Source organism: uncultured Collinsella sp. (assembly GCF_959026545.1).
In the GTDB taxonomy this organism is placed as follows: Bacteria; Actinomycetota; Coriobacteriia; order Coriobacteriales; family Coriobacteriaceae; genus Collinsella.
The window spans coordinates 1-14,822 of sequence record NZ_CAUFLV010000012.1 but is presented as its reverse complement, the minus strand read 5'-3'; the positions used below and the strand labels follow the sequence as shown (position 1 = coordinate 14,822).

Here is a 14,822-nt window from a genome sequence, read left to right as displayed (position 1 = left end):
TCTTGGAAGCCGGTGGCCCCGCACGCGCAACGCGCGACACAGAGTGCGATGGGGCATCGATATGTTTCTCGAGGACGGTGCCTATACGACGGTGGCATCAGCCGTTGCGATGTTGATGGTGCTGGCGCTGCTGTTCTCGGCATCGTTGGCGGTATGGTCGGCGGGCAGGTCGGGCGATGTGCAGGCCCGTGCGGATGCCACCGCGCTTGCGGGGGCGAATGTGGTCTCTTCGTACCATACAGTGGCGACGGTACTCGACGCCTGCTCGCTGAGCTTGGGGCTTGCCGGTTTTGCCATGACGGGCGTGGGGTTGATTGGGGCGTTCGTGCCGGGCGCACAGGGTGCTGCGGCAAAGACGCTGGACGCCGGCCTCGATATGCTCGAGACCAGGAACACCTTCGTGACATCGGCTTCGCGGGGCCTTAAGACCCTCGAGGACTCGTTGCCGTATCTGGTTGCCGCCAACGCCACCCGCGCCTGCACGGCGCAGAATGGCGAATCGACCACGTATGCCGGCAGCGCATTGGCGGCTCCCTCAACATCTGCATCGGAGTTCCCGGCGCTCGAGGGCGACCAGATATCACTCGGGGAACTTGAGCGAGAATCCGGTGAATTGGAGCAGACAGCGGCAGATCTGGCACGCGCGGCGGAGCATACGGCGGCAAAGAAGGAGGCGGCGTGGCTAGCGGATTGTGGGCGCGATGGCATGAACATGCAGGAGCGGGCGGGGCGGCTCTCGGGCATTGCGGATCATGACAACCCCGATTTCGCATCGAGCATGGTGTGGGAGCCGAATGTCGCTCTCGATCGCGCACGGGCGTATTATCGCTGGCGCTATGACCACGATGCTCCCGAAGGGCAAGGGGCCGAAGCCCGTGCCGACGCCGCTGCACGCCATGCATTTTACGGCTTTGCGATTAAGACGCTCGCGGGCGCTGAAGTCGTTGAACGGGACGGCACGATCACCTCGACGGTCAAGTTGCTGCCCAGAAATACCGAGGAAGTGCGGAAGACAAGTCTGTATACCGATGCCGCGTGGCCCTCGAGCAACGAGGACGATGGTCTCACTCTGCATTTCTCTTCTTCGTGCCCCGGTGCTCAGGGGGCGGCGGGCCCCTCGCTTTCGCTTGAGTCGCTTGATCAAGGTGCCGCGCGGGAGTGCGAGGTGTGCCGGTTCAGTATTGGCGACGTGGGAAAGGCCCCCGCCGCATCGACGAGCATAGACAACGGCTTTGAGTACCATCTGCGAGCCTTCACGTTGGCGCTTGACGACTACGTGGCCGCGCGTCAACAGGAGCTCGACGAGCAGGCACGTTCACGTGGAGAGGCGGAACAGGTGAGTAGTGCATTTGAGGAGGCGATATTGGGCCTTTCGGGCAAACGGCCGCGTATCGCCCCTCCCGGTAGGGACGGGTGCATCGCGCTCGTCGTCGCATCCGCCACGCAAACGCCCGAAGACCTGCAATCGCCGTTTGCCACGACGGAGCACGTGGCAGAGCGCGGTGCCGTTTCGGCTTCGGTCCTCGCGCCCGACGAGGCGACGCGTCAAAACAACGTCCTCTCAGGGTTTTTCAGCTCCCTGGAAGGGCGCGTTGGGTCGGGAGGAGCGGTCGGTCTCGTTGATTCGGTGATGGATTTGTGGGGTGATCTACTCACTTCCTACGGTGAGTCGAGCGCCGGGATAGACCGCGCCTTTTCCGACCTTGCAGAGGGCCTGGGAAGGATCGGCATCGGCTCGGTGGGCACTTGGCTCAAGGATCGATTGCAGGGAATCGTGCGAACCCTTGGCATAGAGCCGGTCGACTTGAGACAGCGAAAGCCTGTGCTCACCGATAGCTCGCTCGTGGCATCGCGCGCGGGTATGCAGGATTATGCCCATATCCAAGGTGCATTGCGGAGCATTCCCGCCGGCGCAACGGATCCAGAGGCGATTTTGCAGGCCGTCGGCTATGCAGTGGGGGAACGCATCATGTCCATGGAATTCACCATTGCCGAAATCCCGCTGCCCGGCGGCGGCTCCCTGCCACTTACGGTGCGCGTGAGCGACATCGCGTCAATTGGGGGAGGCGGTTCGTGATGGGTGAGACATGCCGTGCGGAGGATCGCGCTCAGGCGACGGTCGAAATGGCCGTCGTCGCTCCCGTCATGCTGGTGCTTGCTCTGATTGTCTACAACGTGATGATGTTCGTGTCAGCTACAGCGCGGTTTGACCGGGTGGCGCCCGATGTCGTGCTCGCGCACGGTTTGGCGCCAGCGGGAGATGCGACGGGGGTGCTCTCGGGGGCATCTGCCGCGGCGCAGGTTGAGAAGCAGCTCGCACAAGCCATGGATGGTCATGAGGTACGCGTCGAAGTAGTGGTTGAGGGTGGTGAAGGGAGCGACGGCTCGGATCGTGGATCCCTGCTCAGCCTTGTGGGGAGTTTGCGGACCTATCGGTGCACCTTGCGATATCGTCCGTGGCCCCAGGGTCTTTCCATTGCAGGAGTGGACCTGGGGGCGCCGCTCGAGCTTGTCCACACCAAGGCCGTGACGGTCGATCCGTGGAAGTCGGGGGTGATTGTGTGACTTCCTGTCATGGGGCAGCTGCTAGTGTTGCAGTCTTCCGCGCGCTGCACGACCTTGGCTGGGAGGGGCAGGTCGAAGAGGCGAAGACGTTCGCGCGCCGTCTTGCGGGCTTCGTGGCTCTTCCCGCGACGGTCGGCGCAGGGCGTGTTCGCATCCTCGTGTTTCCCCGCTGCCGGTCGGTTCACACCTGGTTCATGCGGATTCCGCTGGATATCGCCTTCGTCGACGCATCCGGTCGTGTACTCGCACGCCACGATGGCGTTATGCCCTGGCGCATGCTTTCGTGCTCGGGGGCGGCGTTCGTTATCGAGCGCCCCTCGGCGCTATTGGCACTATCGGCGCGTGGCGGTGCGGGGACTATTTTTGGCAAAAACAAAAAACTTGCTTGACCGCTTGGAAAACTATGGGTATATTAATCACTGCTGTCAACGACAGCGCATATAGTGGCTGGGTAGCTCAGTTGGTAGAGCAGAGGACTGAAAATCCTCGTGTCAGGGGTTCGATTCCCTTCCCCGCCACCCTTTGAATTTGAAAGACCTCCCAAAAATGGGAGGTCTTTTGGTTTAGGTCTTCGATGTCTCATCGCGCTCGATGGGGGTATCCTAAGAACTTAGATAGGAATTGTGCACAGGGAGAGGTGTCCATGTTCGACAGGGTTCGCGGTGTCAATCTGTCTGGTTGGTTCATCTTGGAACCATGGGTCACGCCCTCATTGTTCGCCGCTACTGGTGCTTCCAACGACGGCGAGCTTCAGCAGGTGCTAGGACCCGCCGCCTATAACGAGCGCGTTCGCGAGCACTACGAGACGTTCGTCACCGAGCTCGACTTTAAGAGAATGTCGGCGATGGGGCTCAACGCCGTGCGCATTCCGCTTCCCTGGTATGCGTTTGGCGCGCAAAACGAGCATGAATCCTATATTTCCTGCATCGACTATATCGATCGCGCCATGGAATGGGCCAATAAATACGAGATGAAAGTTTTGCTTGATCTCGCGACGGTTCCTGGTGGCCAGGGGGATTCCAACAGCTCTCCCACCATACCCGATATCGTGGCCGACTGGCACTCTTCTGCAAATGGCCGTGCTACCGCGCTCGAAACCCTCGAGCGCCTTGCCGAGCGGTACGGCGAGCAAGAGCCCCTGCTTGGCATCGAGTTGCTCGATTCTCCCGTTATGAGCGTGCGCACGGGGCTTTTTTCCACCAGCGTGGGAATTCCCAGGCACTATCTGCGCAATTTCTATCGCGATGCGTATGAGGTCGTGCGCCGTCATATGCCAACGCGCAAGATGGTCGTCTTCTCCGATTCGGGCCATCCGGACGCCTGGAAGCGCTTCATGGCAGGTGAGCAGTACCAGAATGTGGTCATGGACCTGCACCTCTATCATTTCAGGGACGAGACCGCCCAGGACATCACGTCCCCCAAAGGGCTCACCGCCGCGCTCAATCGCAACAAGACGCTGATCCGCGAGGCAAAGAGCCTCAAGTTCCCTGTCATCGTTGGCGAGTGGTCGGGTGCCGCCGTGCTCTCGGGATCTTCGGTCACACCGGAGGGTCGCCGTGCCTATGAGCGCGTATTCGTTTCGAACCAGCTCGCAACGTTTGATGCGGCGGACGGCTGGTTCTTCCAAACGTGGAAGACCGAACGTCGTCTTCCCGCATGGGATGCGCGCGTGGCGCTTGCCCCACTCGAGCGTGCCATGATGGAGTAGCCCATGCCGAACACCGTTCGCTCTGGCGACCTTGAGAAACGTTCAGATGTCCCAGGGCTTCTTTCCCTGGTGGGCACGCCCATCGGCAATCTGGGAGACCTGTCCCCGCGTGCCGCCGAGACCTTTCGCACTGCGGACCTCATCTGCTGCGAGGACACGCGCGTCACCTCCAAGCTCCTGGCCCACCTCGGCATTTCAAAATCCCTTATGCGCTGCGATGACAACGTGATCGCCCAACGTGCCCCCGAGCTCGTGGAGCGTGTGCTCGCCGGTGAGCGCATCGCGTTCGCCTCGGACGCGGGCATGCCGAGCGTGTCCGATCCCGGTCAGGTGCTTGTTGAGCTCGTGCGCCGCGAAGGAGCCCCCGTGGAGGTCATTCCCGGCCCCTCGGCGTGTGTGACCGCCCTGGTCCTGTCGGGCATCCCGAGCGACCAGTTCTTCTTTGAGGGGTTTCTCCCGCGCAAGCACGGCGAGCGCGTGCGCAGGCTTCAGCGCCTCGCGTCCATTCCGGGCGCGCTCATCTTCTACGAGTCCCCGTATCGTGCGGAGGCATCGCTCAAGGCGATCGCCGAGGTGTTCCCGCAGCGTATGGTCGCGCTCTGCCGCGAGCTCACCAAGCTGCACGAGGAGGTCTTGCGCGCTCCTGCCCCAGAGCTGCATGAGCAGGTTGTGGCGCGTGGCGAGCTCAAGGGCGAGATGGTGATCGTGGTGGCGCCTCCCACCCAAGAGGAGCTTGAGCGCCATGAGGCCGCACTCGCCGCGGGATCTCAGGTGAACGCGGCTGCCGATCCCGACGAGCTGCTGCGTTCCGACATCGCCGAGGCCCTGGCTGCCGGGGAGCCCGCCAACGCCCTAGCCAAGCGCCTGGCCCAAAAGTATTCGCGCAAGAAGCGCGACGTCTACGCCAAGGTGCTCGAGCTGCAGCAGCAGTGACGTGCGTCCGGTGTGCCGATGGCACGTCCAACCCCAGCGCCCCCTTGTGCCAAAGGGGTCCGTCCCCCAATGGCACACCGGGCATTCCTGCTAGAATGAAGAATTGCATGAACAACCAGCGAGAAGGAAGCCGCGCATCATGAGCACGAAGCCGTCCTACTACATCACCACGCCCATCTATTACGTGAACGCCGACCCGCATCTGGGAACCGCGTACTCGACCATCATCGCCGACGTCCAGGCGCGCTATCGCCGTGCCGCCGGCTACAGCGTCAAGTTCCTGACCGGTATGGACGAGCACGGCCAGAAGGTGGCAGAAGCCGCCGAGAAGCACGGCATGACCCCGCAGGAGTGGTGCGACTCCCAGGCACCGCATTTCCACGATCTGTGGCGTGAGCTGGAGATCTCCAACGACGACTTCATCCGCACCACCGAGCCGCGCCAAAAGCGCGCCGTCCAGTATCTGTGGGAGCGCATGCAGGAGGCTGGCTACATTTACAAGGGCAGCTACGACGGTTGGTACTGCGTGCCGGACGAGACCTTCTTCACCGAGACCCAGGTCGAGAAGGCCGACGAGGCCCGCGGCACGGAAGGACAGCACCTCTGCCCCGACTGCGACCGCCCGCTCGAGCGCGTTAAGGAGGAGAGCTGGTTCTTCAAGCTCTCCGCGTTCCAGGACAAGCTGCTCGCCCTGTATGACGAGCACCCGGATTTTGTCCAGCCCGACTTCCGCATGAACGAAGTCCGTTCCTTCGTGGAGGGCGGCCTGAATGATCTTTCCGTCTCCCGCACCTCCTTCGACTGGGGCATCGAGGTGCCCTTCGACGCCGACCACGTCACCTATGTGTGGTTCGACGCCCTGACCAACTACATGACCGCCGTGGGCTACGGCGCCGAGGGCGACGAGGCCGCTGCGGACTTCGCCTACCGCTGGCCTGCGCAGACCCACATTGTGGGCAAGGACATCATCCGCTTCCATTGCGTGATTTGGCCCGCGATGCTCATGGCGCTGGGTGAAGCCCTGCCCGAGCACGTTTTTGCGCACGGCTTCCTTACCGTCAAGAACGAGGAGACCGGCAAGGCCGAGAAAATGTCCAAGTCCCGCGGCAACGCCATCGCCCCGCGCGAGGTCATCGAGAAGCTCGGCGTGGAGGGCTACCGCTACTACTTCATGACCGACGTCACCCCGGGCACCGACGGTGCCATCAGCTTTGGCCGCATGGAGCAGGTCTACAACGCCGATCTGGCCAACAGCTGGGGCAACCTGATCTCGCGCTCCACCAACATGTGCATCAAGTACTTCGACGGCGTCACGCCCGAGCGCGACGCCACGGCCGCCGGATACGCCGAGAATCCGCTGGCCGCGACCGCCGAGGGCATCTTCGAGCGCTATGCCGCCAAGATGGAGGCCTTCGCCTACGGCGATGCCGCCAAGGAGGTCATGGACCTCATCCACGCCGCCAACCACTACATCGAGGACTCCGAGCCCTGGACGCTCGCCAAGGATCCCGCGAAGGCGGGCGAGCTCGCCAACGTGATCTGGAACCTGCTCGAGGCCATCCGCATCTCTGCGCATCTGCTCATGCCGCTCATGCCGAGCACGAGCGCCGAGGCCCTGCGCCGCATCGGCTGCGAGGGCGAGGCCGCGACCGATGACATGGCCGCCGCCTGCGCGTGGGGCCAGCTCACTGCGGGGCTGCCGGTCGAGAAGGGCGACGCCCTGTTCCCGCGTCTGGGCTAACGATGACGACTTCCCCGCTGGCAAATCCCACCGCGACACGCGAGATGCTCGAGGCCTTTGGATTGGCGACCAAGCATCGCCTGGGCCAGAACTTCCTCGTCGACAACCATGTGATCGAGCGCATCATGGCGCTCGCCGACCTCTCCGGCTCCGAGCGCGTGCTCGAGGTGGGTCCCGGCATCGGCACGCTCACACTTGCGCTCCTTCAGGAAGCCGCGCACGTGACGTCCATCGAGATGGATTCCGAGCTTGAGCAGGTGTTGGCCGCGCATGCCATGGACCATGACAACTTCAGCTTCATCATGGGCGACGCACTCGCTGTCCCGCCGACGGCCATCGCCGAGGCGAGCGGCGGCGAGCCCACCATGCTCGTGGCGAACCTGCCCTATAACGTTGCCGCCACCATCATCTTGCAGTTCTTCCAGACCATGCCGAGCCTCACGCGTGCGGTCGTCATGGTGCAAAAAGAGGTGGCCGATCGCATCGCCGCCGTGGCGGGCACCAAAGCGTATGGCGCCTACACGGTAAAGCTTTCCCTGCATGGCGAGGTGACGGGGCGTTTTGAGGTGCCGCCACGCTGCTTCATGCCCGCCCCGCACGTGGACTCCGCCGTCGTGCGCATCGACCGCGTCGACGCCCTCGCGTGCGCCGGGCTGGCGTGCCTCGAATCGGATTATGCCCCGATCGATGCTGCGTGCGTGTCGCGCGTGGTCGACGCCGCATTCGCCCAGCGTCGGAAGACCATCCGCAACTCCATGAGCTCAAACGGTTTTGACAAGGCGGCACTCGACGTGGCGTTCGAGGCATGTGGCATTGCGCCCACCGCGCGCGCCGAGGCGCTCACCACGGATGAGTTCATCAAGCTCGCAGCCGTTCTTTCGGAATCGTTCGACTAGGACCTTTCGCACATGCCGATTGTCTACACCAAAAAGAACAAGACGTTCACGCTTCCTGCGCCTCAGGCACCGCTTTACGACACGCATGCCCATCTGCGGTCGTTTTGGGGGAAGGACAAAGGCATGGCGGACGTTTTCGCCCGCGCATACGAGGCTGGCGTTCGCTCGCTGGTTACCCTGTACGATCCCGTAGCCGATCGCAGTGAAGAGACTCCGGACGCCCGCGCGTTTTCCGCGTGGCTTAAGGCGGCGGTCAATTGCGCGGCGGAGAACGGTTCGCCGCTTGCCGTGAGGTACCTCGTGGGCGTGCATCCATATGGTGCCCCCGAGTACACCGATGCGCTGCATGCGCAGGTCGAGTCCGCGTTGGAAGATCCGCTCTGCGTGGGCGTGGGCGAGGTTGGCTTGGATTACCATTTCGATGCGGACGATGACATCGAGGCGGCTCCGCACGATCTGCAGATGGACGTCATGGCGCGGCAGGTCGAGCTTGCCGTTGCTCGCAATGTTCCGGTTGAGCTTCATCTTCGCGATGACTACGGGGATGAATCCCGCGAGGCCCATGCCGATGCAGCGCGCGTGCTCGAACAGGTGGGTGTTCCCGCTTCGGGTTGCGTGCTCCACTGCTTTGGTGAGGATCGCACCACCATGGAGCGCTTCCTTGCCCTTGGGTGCCACATTGCATTTGGCGGTGCTGCAACCTTTAAGCGCAACGATGCGGTCCGCGAGGCATTTGCCGCTTGTCCGCTCGACCGCTTGCTGCTCGAGACTGACTGCCCGTACATGGCGCCCGAGCCCATCCGCGGACTGGAGTGCGAGCCGGCCATGATCGCCCAGACCGCCGATGTGCTGGTATTCGACCGTGTGGATCGCACTGGCGAGCTACCGAAGACGGTCGCTCAGGCGGCGTGGGATAACGCGGTCGGCTTGTTTGGGTAGAAGGTCATACAGGGCGCGACATGAACCCGCGCGTTGCGTGAGCCAAGGAGATCGATACTATTGAGCAGCAAGAAGAAGACTCACGGCACTCGTGCGTCGCAGGATGACGGACGCCGCAAGGCGGAGGATGTCCGCGCCATGGAGACCGCGCGTGAGCTCCGCGCCCGTCGTGAAGCGGCGCAGGGTCCCGCGCCCATCGACAACGAACTGCACCGCGAACTGCCCCTCGCGCGCGTGGCGTACGGATTGCTCGCTGTCACCGTGTTCGCATTCATGGTGTCGCGTCTTGGCGTTTACCTAGGCAACCACGATCTGGAATCGGTTGCCAGTATAGCCACGACCCTGCTGTTCATCACCACGTTCGTGACATGGTTCATCTCACGCCATCAGGCGAAAAAGCTCACACAGGAGCGCGACGGGCGCTAATCTTCCGCTTGCGGCCAGCGAGCACAAGCTCAACGCAGCAGGCTCAAAGCAGCTACTTATGCCGCGTTCCAGTTGTCATAGCCCAGTGGATCGGCGACCTCGTTCACGACGACCGACTTGGCCGTACTCGGCCTGCCTTCGAACAAGCGGATCAGCCGGTCGAATTTTATCATGAGCCACTCGATTGGGTTGGGCTCCGGCACGGATTCCGCGGAGACGAGGTTGGCGCTTCCCACGGTTACATCCCCTTGCCGCAGGGAAATGGTGCCCACGGTTGCGCCCTGCTCGACGGCTCCGTCCAGTTTGTCATACTCCACGTCCTGCACGAGCTCATCGCCCAGACTAAATACGCTGAGCGTCGCGTTGGGGTCCTCGAGGGTGACCGCGGCAGTTCGGTCGCACCATGCGCTGCACGTCGCCTCGCCCACCAGCGGAACACCGTTGCGTGTGACGGGGGTGTTGATGTAGGGCACCGTAGCGATGTGGTCGTAGTACCAGTTCGCCAAAGCGAGCGTGTCGGCAAAGCGCGTGTCGTTGTCTGCTGCCCCGAAGATGGCCACGTAGACCTCGCCGCCGTTCTCGCGCGAGAACGCGCCAACAAAGCAGTTGCCCGCCTCCATCGTGGTGCCGGTCTTGCCGCCGATATTCCCCTCCTGTCCATGAATCTGGTTACGAACGGTCAGCGTGAGCGTGCGTTGGGTGCCGTCTGCGGAGGTCACGGAAATCGACGTGCGGTCGCTGTTGTCAATAGCGCGGAAGCTCTCGTTTTTCATGGCGGCAGAGAACACCGCGGTTATGTCGCGCGTAGTCGAATGCAGATCGCCCGCCCAACTGTCGAAATCGAGGCCATGGGGGTTCTCAAAAACCGTATCCGTGCAGCCCAGCTCCTTCGCCTTTTGGTTCATGGCCTCAATGAACGTGGAATAGGGGTCGGTGGTCGCAGGGTCGATCTTGGCTCCGGCGGCGATGGCGATCGCCGTTGCCGCATCGTTGCCGCTCATGACCATGAGGCCCGTGAGTGCGTCCTCCATGGTGAGGGCGTCTCCCTCCAAAAGGCCCAGGCTCGATTCGCCCACCGTCGCCGCGGCGTAGTCGACCGTGACGATATCGGTAAGCTCGCAGTGCTCAAGTGCCACCAGGGCGGTCATGACCTTGGTGACCGAGGCGATCTTGATGGGCTCGTCCGCATTGCGCTCATAGTAGGCCAGACCGTCTTGGCCCAGCACCATGGCATGTGGCGCGGTGATGTCGGGCAATTCGCCCTGTACGATGCCGCGGTCCGCCGCCGTGGTCCCCAGGATGACGTCACTTGTGCGAATTTCAGCATGGGCCGGTATGGGGAAGCCGGCGAAAAGGGCGAGGGCTGTGGCGAGGGCTGCGGCGATTGTGGCTGCGCGGGGTTTTCTCATAAGAACCTCTTTGGGGATTCGGAAGCCAGGGGAGTGCGCTCAGCGCGATGCCTCAAGATTACCGCAAATGATGTCCCACGTATAAAACGGCTACTTGGCATTTCGCTTAGCATTTGCTTAATGCATCTGTAAAGGGGTGCGCGGAAATGGAGTCTTCGCCATAATGGGCGTGGGTGAAAGGAGCATGCTATGGAGACGCCGCGCATTCTGGTCGTGGATGACGAGAAGACCATCACGGATTTGGTGGGTATCTATCTGCGTAACGAGGGCTATGACGTCACGCTGGCGTATACGGGCGCCGATGCGGCGCGGCTGATCTTGGAGCAAGAGTTCGACCTTGCTGTGCTGGACATCATGCTCCCCGACGTCGACGGTTTTGAGCTGCTGCGCACCATTCGCTCTGAGCGCACCTACCCCGTGATCATGCTCACCGCGCGCGATAGCCAGTCCGACAAGATAGAGGGTCTGACACTCGGCGCGGACGATTACATGGTCAAGCCGTTTCGCCCTCTTGAGTTGGTGGCGCGCTGCAAGGCGCAACTTCGCAGGTACACGAGTTACGGCAGTCGCGAGCAGGCTGTTGCTGCCGAGGAGGCGGGGCCCATCATCTCGTTCAACGGGCTCTCCATCAACAAGGATGCTCGCACGGTGACGGTGGACGAAAAGCCCGTGCGTTGCACGCCCCTCGAGTACTCGATTTTGCTGTATCTCGCCGAGCATCGCGGGAGCGTGGTGCCGGTTGAGGAGCTCTTCCGTGCCGTGTGGGACGAGGAGTTCATGGCAGGGTCCAACAACACCGTCATGGTGCACATCCGGCACCTGCGCGAGAAGCTGGGCGACGACGCCCAGAACCCGCGCTTCATCAAGAACATCTGGGGCGTCGGGTACACCATAGAAAAGTAGCAGGTTGCGTCTAGGTACACGAGCACAAATTTAACGATCGCCTGAATGAGCAGATCCAGAGGTACTTTGTAACGGGCGGCATGCCGGAAGTTATGCATCGCTGGGTGGCAACGCGCGATGTGGCACAGGTGGATGGCGTCCTCTCGGACCTGCTCGTTTCGTATACCAATGATTTTGCCAAGCATGGTGGGGCAGCCCAGTTTGCCAAAATCTCCCTTGCTTGGAACTCCCTACCATCGCAGCTTGCGCGCGAGAACAAGAAGTTTATGTGGGGGTTGGTGCGTGAAGGAGCCCGCGCACGCGAATATGAAGACGCGGTCTCTTGGCTGGTAGAGGCCGGTCTCATACGAAAGATTCCGCTTAATGACGCGAAGGGTGTGCCAGTTTCGGCCTATGACAGCCCCTCTGCGTTCAAGGTGTATTGTCTGGACGTTGGGCTCTTGCGGCGCCTGTCTCGCTTGGATGCCACGGCATTTTCGGAAAAGACGGCGCTGTTCGCGGAGTTTAAAGGAGCATTTGCCGAGAACTACGTGCCCCAGGCGCTGGTTCCGCAGCTCGATGCGAGCCCTCGTTACTGGACGAACGAGAAACCCAGGCATGAGGTCGACTTTCTGATTCAGGTGGGTAACGAGCTGGTGCCTGTCGAGGTCAAGTCGGGCGAGGTCGTGCATTCTGCCAGCCTTAAGTACTACGCAAAAAAAACATGCAGACTCAACGCCGCTCAGGGTGAGATTTTCGCAGCGCAATCTCACGCTGAACAACGGGGTGCTCAACTTGCCGCTCTATATGGTAGACAGGGGGGTCGAGTTCATTACGAAGGCCATGCAGGAGACCGAGCGGTAACGTTGGGTTCCAAAATCTTGCAACGCAGCGTGTCAAGATTCGTATCAATCTTGCCATGTAGGATTGCAAGATTTGGTTCTGCGAGAAATGGTTTCTCGCTTGAGGTCAACCCATTGTTGTGGAGGGTACGTGAGGGAATAAATAAACGATGACGGAGTGAGTGGGGGCGCGCTATCCAATCCGCCAGCCTTTCACGGTGGTTTGCATGATGTCGAGGATGCTGTGGCGGATATTGGGCGGGCAGGAACGGAACAGTTTGATGGCGTGAAGCTCCTCCTCGGTGAGGGGTTCGTAACGGGCGGGCTCGTCATGCTCGGGGGTGGAGGCAAACCCGAGGATGTCGTTGGGCGTGCAGCAAAGGCGTTCGGCCAGGGCGGTGATACGCCCTGCCCCCAATTCAATGCGCCCGCTCTCCCAAGAACTGTACGTCGCTTTGCTTACACCAAGGTCGTAGGCGATTTCCGTCTGCGTAAGGCCACGCGCTTTGCGCAGTCGGGCAAGTTGCGTCTTACCCCGCTCAGTTTTGTCTTGCTTACCCATTTGGTGCCTCCAGTTTTAGCGATAGGAAACACACTGCTGGGTTTTCTGTAATTAGTTCAGTAGTAATAAATATTATGGAGAGAATCGCCTAAAGGGTTTATTAATAGTAAACTTGACCAAGCGATAAGCTGATATCCACCGTCCGCATATTTTAGGGGGGAGGGGTATCGGTAATTGCCGTTGCCAATAGGCGGCGTGTCCATACCCTCTTGTCGACGTGGTGCCAAGAGCAGACCTCGGTGGGTTGGGGAATGTATAGCGGACGTTTTGTCGGTCATGCACCGGGTGGGCGTAGCCACAGGGCTCGCCGCAACCTGCGTTCGCTTTTGCGTTTCCCGCCCTCGATAGGAATGTTCTTAAGGCGGTGATGTACGTGCAGTGGTATGTGATTCAGGTAATGAAAGGGCGCGAAGACGCCATGGCCGCGCTCATTGGCCGCGTGGTGCCCAAGTGCCTGTTGCAAGAAGTGTTTTCACCTAAATACGAGACCGAGATCAAGGTTCGCGGCCGGTGGGTCCCCGTGCAAAAGCCCTTGCTGCCGGGGTACCTCATCGCGATTTGCGATGACCCCAAAGCGGTCGAGGCCATGCTGCTCGATATGGACGAATTCGCGAGGCTGCTGGCCCAAGGCAATGAGTTTGTACCGCTGACACCCGACGAGGTCGAGATCATTGGTGGCTTCACCAAGCCTGGGAACCGCGTGGTGCCCATGAGCACGGGCGTGAAAGACGGCGACCGCGTGGTGATAACGGGCGGTCCGTTGGTAGGGCACGAGGCGATGGTCAAGGAGATCTGGCGCCGCAAGAGCACTGCGGTGCTGGAGATCGACGTATGCGGCCGCAAAGTGTCCACGCGCGTGGGCCTGGGCGTGCTTTCCAAGGAGAAATGGCTGATGAAGGACTTGCAAGGAGCCCGCAATGTCGCGCCGGAACGAGGTGTGGCATGAGCCGGGGGGGGGGGACAGTCTCAAATGCCAATTGCAGGCTGTGCTGATGTGAGCGGAGCGAATACGAAGGGCGAGGGGGTTGGCGAGATGCCGACTGCCGAGTTTTCTGCAGCCGGGGCAGCCAACGTGCCCAGTGCAAGCGCATCCGGTGATGTGAATGCTGCCGATGCGGTACAAGCGGACGTTGTCCCTGCGGATCTTCGAACGCCGGTGGCTGGAACGCGTGATCGCGCACGAGAGGAGGAGCGCTCGGTGCGCCGACTCACGCTCATGCGCAGCGCCCAGGCCTTCGACCGCGAGCGCCTGGGGTACCGCTTCGTGAAGAGGGGCTTCGACATCGTCTTCTCCGCGCTCGTGATCGCCGTCGGCCTCGTGCCGTCCGCGGTGTTGTGCGCCGCGATCGCCGTCGAGAGCCCGGGATGCCCGCTGTACCGCCAGAGGCGCGTGGGGCGCATCGGCGCGGACGGCAGGCCCCGCGAGTTCACCATGTGGAAGTTCCGCTCCATGGTGAAGGGCGCCGACAAGATGAAGGACGCCCTGCTGGCCGAGAACGAGGTCGAGGGCCCCATGTTCAAGATGAGGGACGACCCGCGCGTCACGCGCATCGGCCGCTTCATCCGCAGGCACTCCATCGACGAGTTCCCGCAGTTCCTCAACGTGTTCATGGGCGACATGTCCGTGGTGGGCCCGCGCCCGCCGCTTCCGCGCGAGGTCGCGCAGTACGACGAGTGGGCCATGCAGCGCCTGGCCGTGAAGCCGGGCCTCACCGGCCCCTGGCAGGTGGGCGGCCGCTCGGACGTGGACTTCGACGACATGGTGCGGCTGGACCTTGGCTACATCGCGCGCCGCGGCGTGATGACGGACCTGAAGCTGATCCTGCAGACCGTCGCCGTGGTCTTTACCGGGAAGGGGGCGGCGTATGAACTGCGCCCCGAAACTTGGACGCGATAAATCATAACCGCTAAGCGGCCTC

At 61.8% G+C, this 14,822-nt stretch carries 15 protein-coding genes and 1 tRNA gene; 14 read left to right on the top strand and 2 right to left on the bottom strand.

What is annotated here, in order from left to right:
• Nucleotides 1-61 precede the first annotated feature (61 nt).
• The 10 genes from Q5Q88_RS06665 (at nucleotide 62) to Q5Q88_RS06620 (ending at nucleotide 9,208) form a co-directional block, all read left to right on the top strand.
• Nucleotides 62-2,077, top strand: a complete 2,016-nt coding sequence (locus Q5Q88_RS06665) for a hypothetical protein (protein WP_302742443.1) — start codon at nucleotides 62-64, stop codon at nucleotides 2,075-2,077.
• On the top strand, nucleotides 2,077-2,565 hold the full coding sequence (locus tag Q5Q88_RS06660) for a hypothetical protein (RefSeq protein WP_294123050.1): 489 nt from the start codon (nucleotides 2,077-2,079) through the stop codon (nucleotides 2,563-2,565). The genes Q5Q88_RS06665 and Q5Q88_RS06660 overlap by 1 nt, the downstream gene beginning before the upstream one ends.
• Nucleotides 2,562-2,954: a DUF192 domain-containing protein gene (locus tag Q5Q88_RS06655; protein ID WP_294123052.1), complete on the top strand. Its 393-nt coding sequence runs from the start codon at nucleotides 2,562-2,564 to the stop codon at nucleotides 2,952-2,954. Before Q5Q88_RS06660 ends, Q5Q88_RS06655 begins: the two co-directional genes overlap by 4 nt.
• 56 nt (nucleotides 2,955-3,010) lie before the next feature.
• Nucleotides 3,011-3,083 (top strand) — tRNA-Phe (locus Q5Q88_RS06650).
• A gap of 125 nt (nucleotides 3,084-3,208) precedes the next feature.
• Complete coding sequence (locus tag Q5Q88_RS06645) at nucleotides 3,209-4,273, top strand: glycoside hydrolase family 5 protein (RefSeq protein WP_294123054.1); 1,065 nt, start codon at nucleotides 3,209-3,211, stop codon at nucleotides 4,271-4,273.
• 3 nt (nucleotides 4,274-4,276) lie between these two features.
• Nucleotides 4,277-5,206, top strand: a complete 930-nt coding sequence (gene rsmI / locus Q5Q88_RS06640; protein ID WP_302742441.1) for a 16S rRNA (cytidine(1402)-2'-O)-methyltransferase — start codon at nucleotides 4,277-4,279, stop codon at nucleotides 5,204-5,206.
• 139 nt (nucleotides 5,207-5,345) lie between these two features.
• Nucleotides 5,346-6,947 carry a methionine--tRNA ligase gene (gene metG / locus Q5Q88_RS06635; protein WP_294123058.1) on the top strand — a complete coding sequence of 534 codons (1,602 nt, stop codon included), beginning with the start codon at nucleotides 5,346-5,348 and terminating at the stop codon, nucleotides 6,945-6,947.
• Between the two features lie 2 nt (nucleotides 6,948-6,949).
• The gene (gene rsmA / locus Q5Q88_RS06630; RefSeq protein ID WP_294123063.1) at nucleotides 6,950-7,843 is read left to right on the top strand and encodes a 16S rRNA (adenine(1518)-N(6)/adenine(1519)-N(6))-dimethyltransferase RsmA; all 894 of its coding nucleotides are present in this window, start codon (nucleotides 6,950-6,952) and stop codon (nucleotides 7,841-7,843) included.
• Nucleotides 7,844-7,855: 12 nt separating this feature from the next.
• The gene (locus tag Q5Q88_RS06625; RefSeq protein WP_302742438.1) at nucleotides 7,856-8,782 is read left to right on the top strand and encodes a TatD family hydrolase; all 927 of its coding nucleotides are present in this window, start codon (nucleotides 7,856-7,858) and stop codon (nucleotides 8,780-8,782) included.
• Nucleotides 8,783-8,842: 60 nt separating this feature from the next.
• The gene (locus Q5Q88_RS06620) at nucleotides 8,843-9,208 is read left to right on the top strand and encodes a hypothetical protein (RefSeq protein ID WP_118653001.1); all 366 of its coding nucleotides are present in this window, start codon (nucleotides 8,843-8,845) and stop codon (nucleotides 9,206-9,208) included.
• 56 nt (nucleotides 9,209-9,264) lie between these two features.
• Here Q5Q88_RS06620 and Q5Q88_RS06615 read toward each other — a convergent pair whose 3' ends face one another.
• A complete protein-coding gene (locus Q5Q88_RS06615; protein WP_302742435.1) occupies nucleotides 9,265-10,617 on the bottom strand; it encodes a D-alanyl-D-alanine carboxypeptidase family protein in 1,353 nt (450 codons plus the stop codon).
• Between the two features lie 189 nt (nucleotides 10,618-10,806).
• Between Q5Q88_RS06615 and Q5Q88_RS06610 the strand changes: the two genes are divergently transcribed.
• Both Q5Q88_RS06610 and Q5Q88_RS06605 read left to right on the top strand, forming a co-directional pair.
• On the top strand, nucleotides 10,807-11,520 hold the full coding sequence (locus Q5Q88_RS06610) for a response regulator transcription factor (protein ID WP_118653005.1): 714 nt from the start codon (nucleotides 10,807-10,809) through the stop codon (nucleotides 11,518-11,520).
• An 80-nt stretch (nucleotides 11,521-11,600) separates the two neighbouring features.
• On the top strand, nucleotides 11,601-12,515 hold the full coding sequence (locus Q5Q88_RS06605; protein WP_302742433.1) for a DUF4143 domain-containing protein: 915 nt from the start codon (nucleotides 11,601-11,603) through the stop codon (nucleotides 12,513-12,515).
• Nucleotides 12,516-12,534: 19 nt separating this feature from the next.
• Here Q5Q88_RS06605 and Q5Q88_RS06600 read toward each other — a convergent pair whose 3' ends face one another.
• Complete coding sequence (locus tag Q5Q88_RS06600) at nucleotides 12,535-12,903, bottom strand: helix-turn-helix domain-containing protein (RefSeq protein WP_118653007.1); 369 nt, start codon at nucleotides 12,901-12,903, stop codon at nucleotides 12,535-12,537.
• A gap of 367 nt (nucleotides 12,904-13,270) precedes the next feature.
• Here Q5Q88_RS06600 and Q5Q88_RS06595 point away from each other — a divergent pair, with 367 nt between their 5' ends.
• On the top strand, nucleotides 13,271-13,849 hold the full coding sequence (locus Q5Q88_RS06595) for a transcription termination/antitermination NusG family protein (RefSeq protein WP_302742496.1): 579 nt from the start codon (nucleotides 13,271-13,273) through the stop codon (nucleotides 13,847-13,849).
• A gap of 87 nt (nucleotides 13,850-13,936) precedes the next feature.
• Nucleotides 13,937-14,800: a sugar transferase gene (locus Q5Q88_RS06590; protein WP_302742429.1), complete on the top strand. Its 864-nt coding sequence runs from the start codon at nucleotides 13,937-13,939 to the stop codon at nucleotides 14,798-14,800.
• Nucleotides 14,801-14,822: the final 22 nt, after the last annotated feature.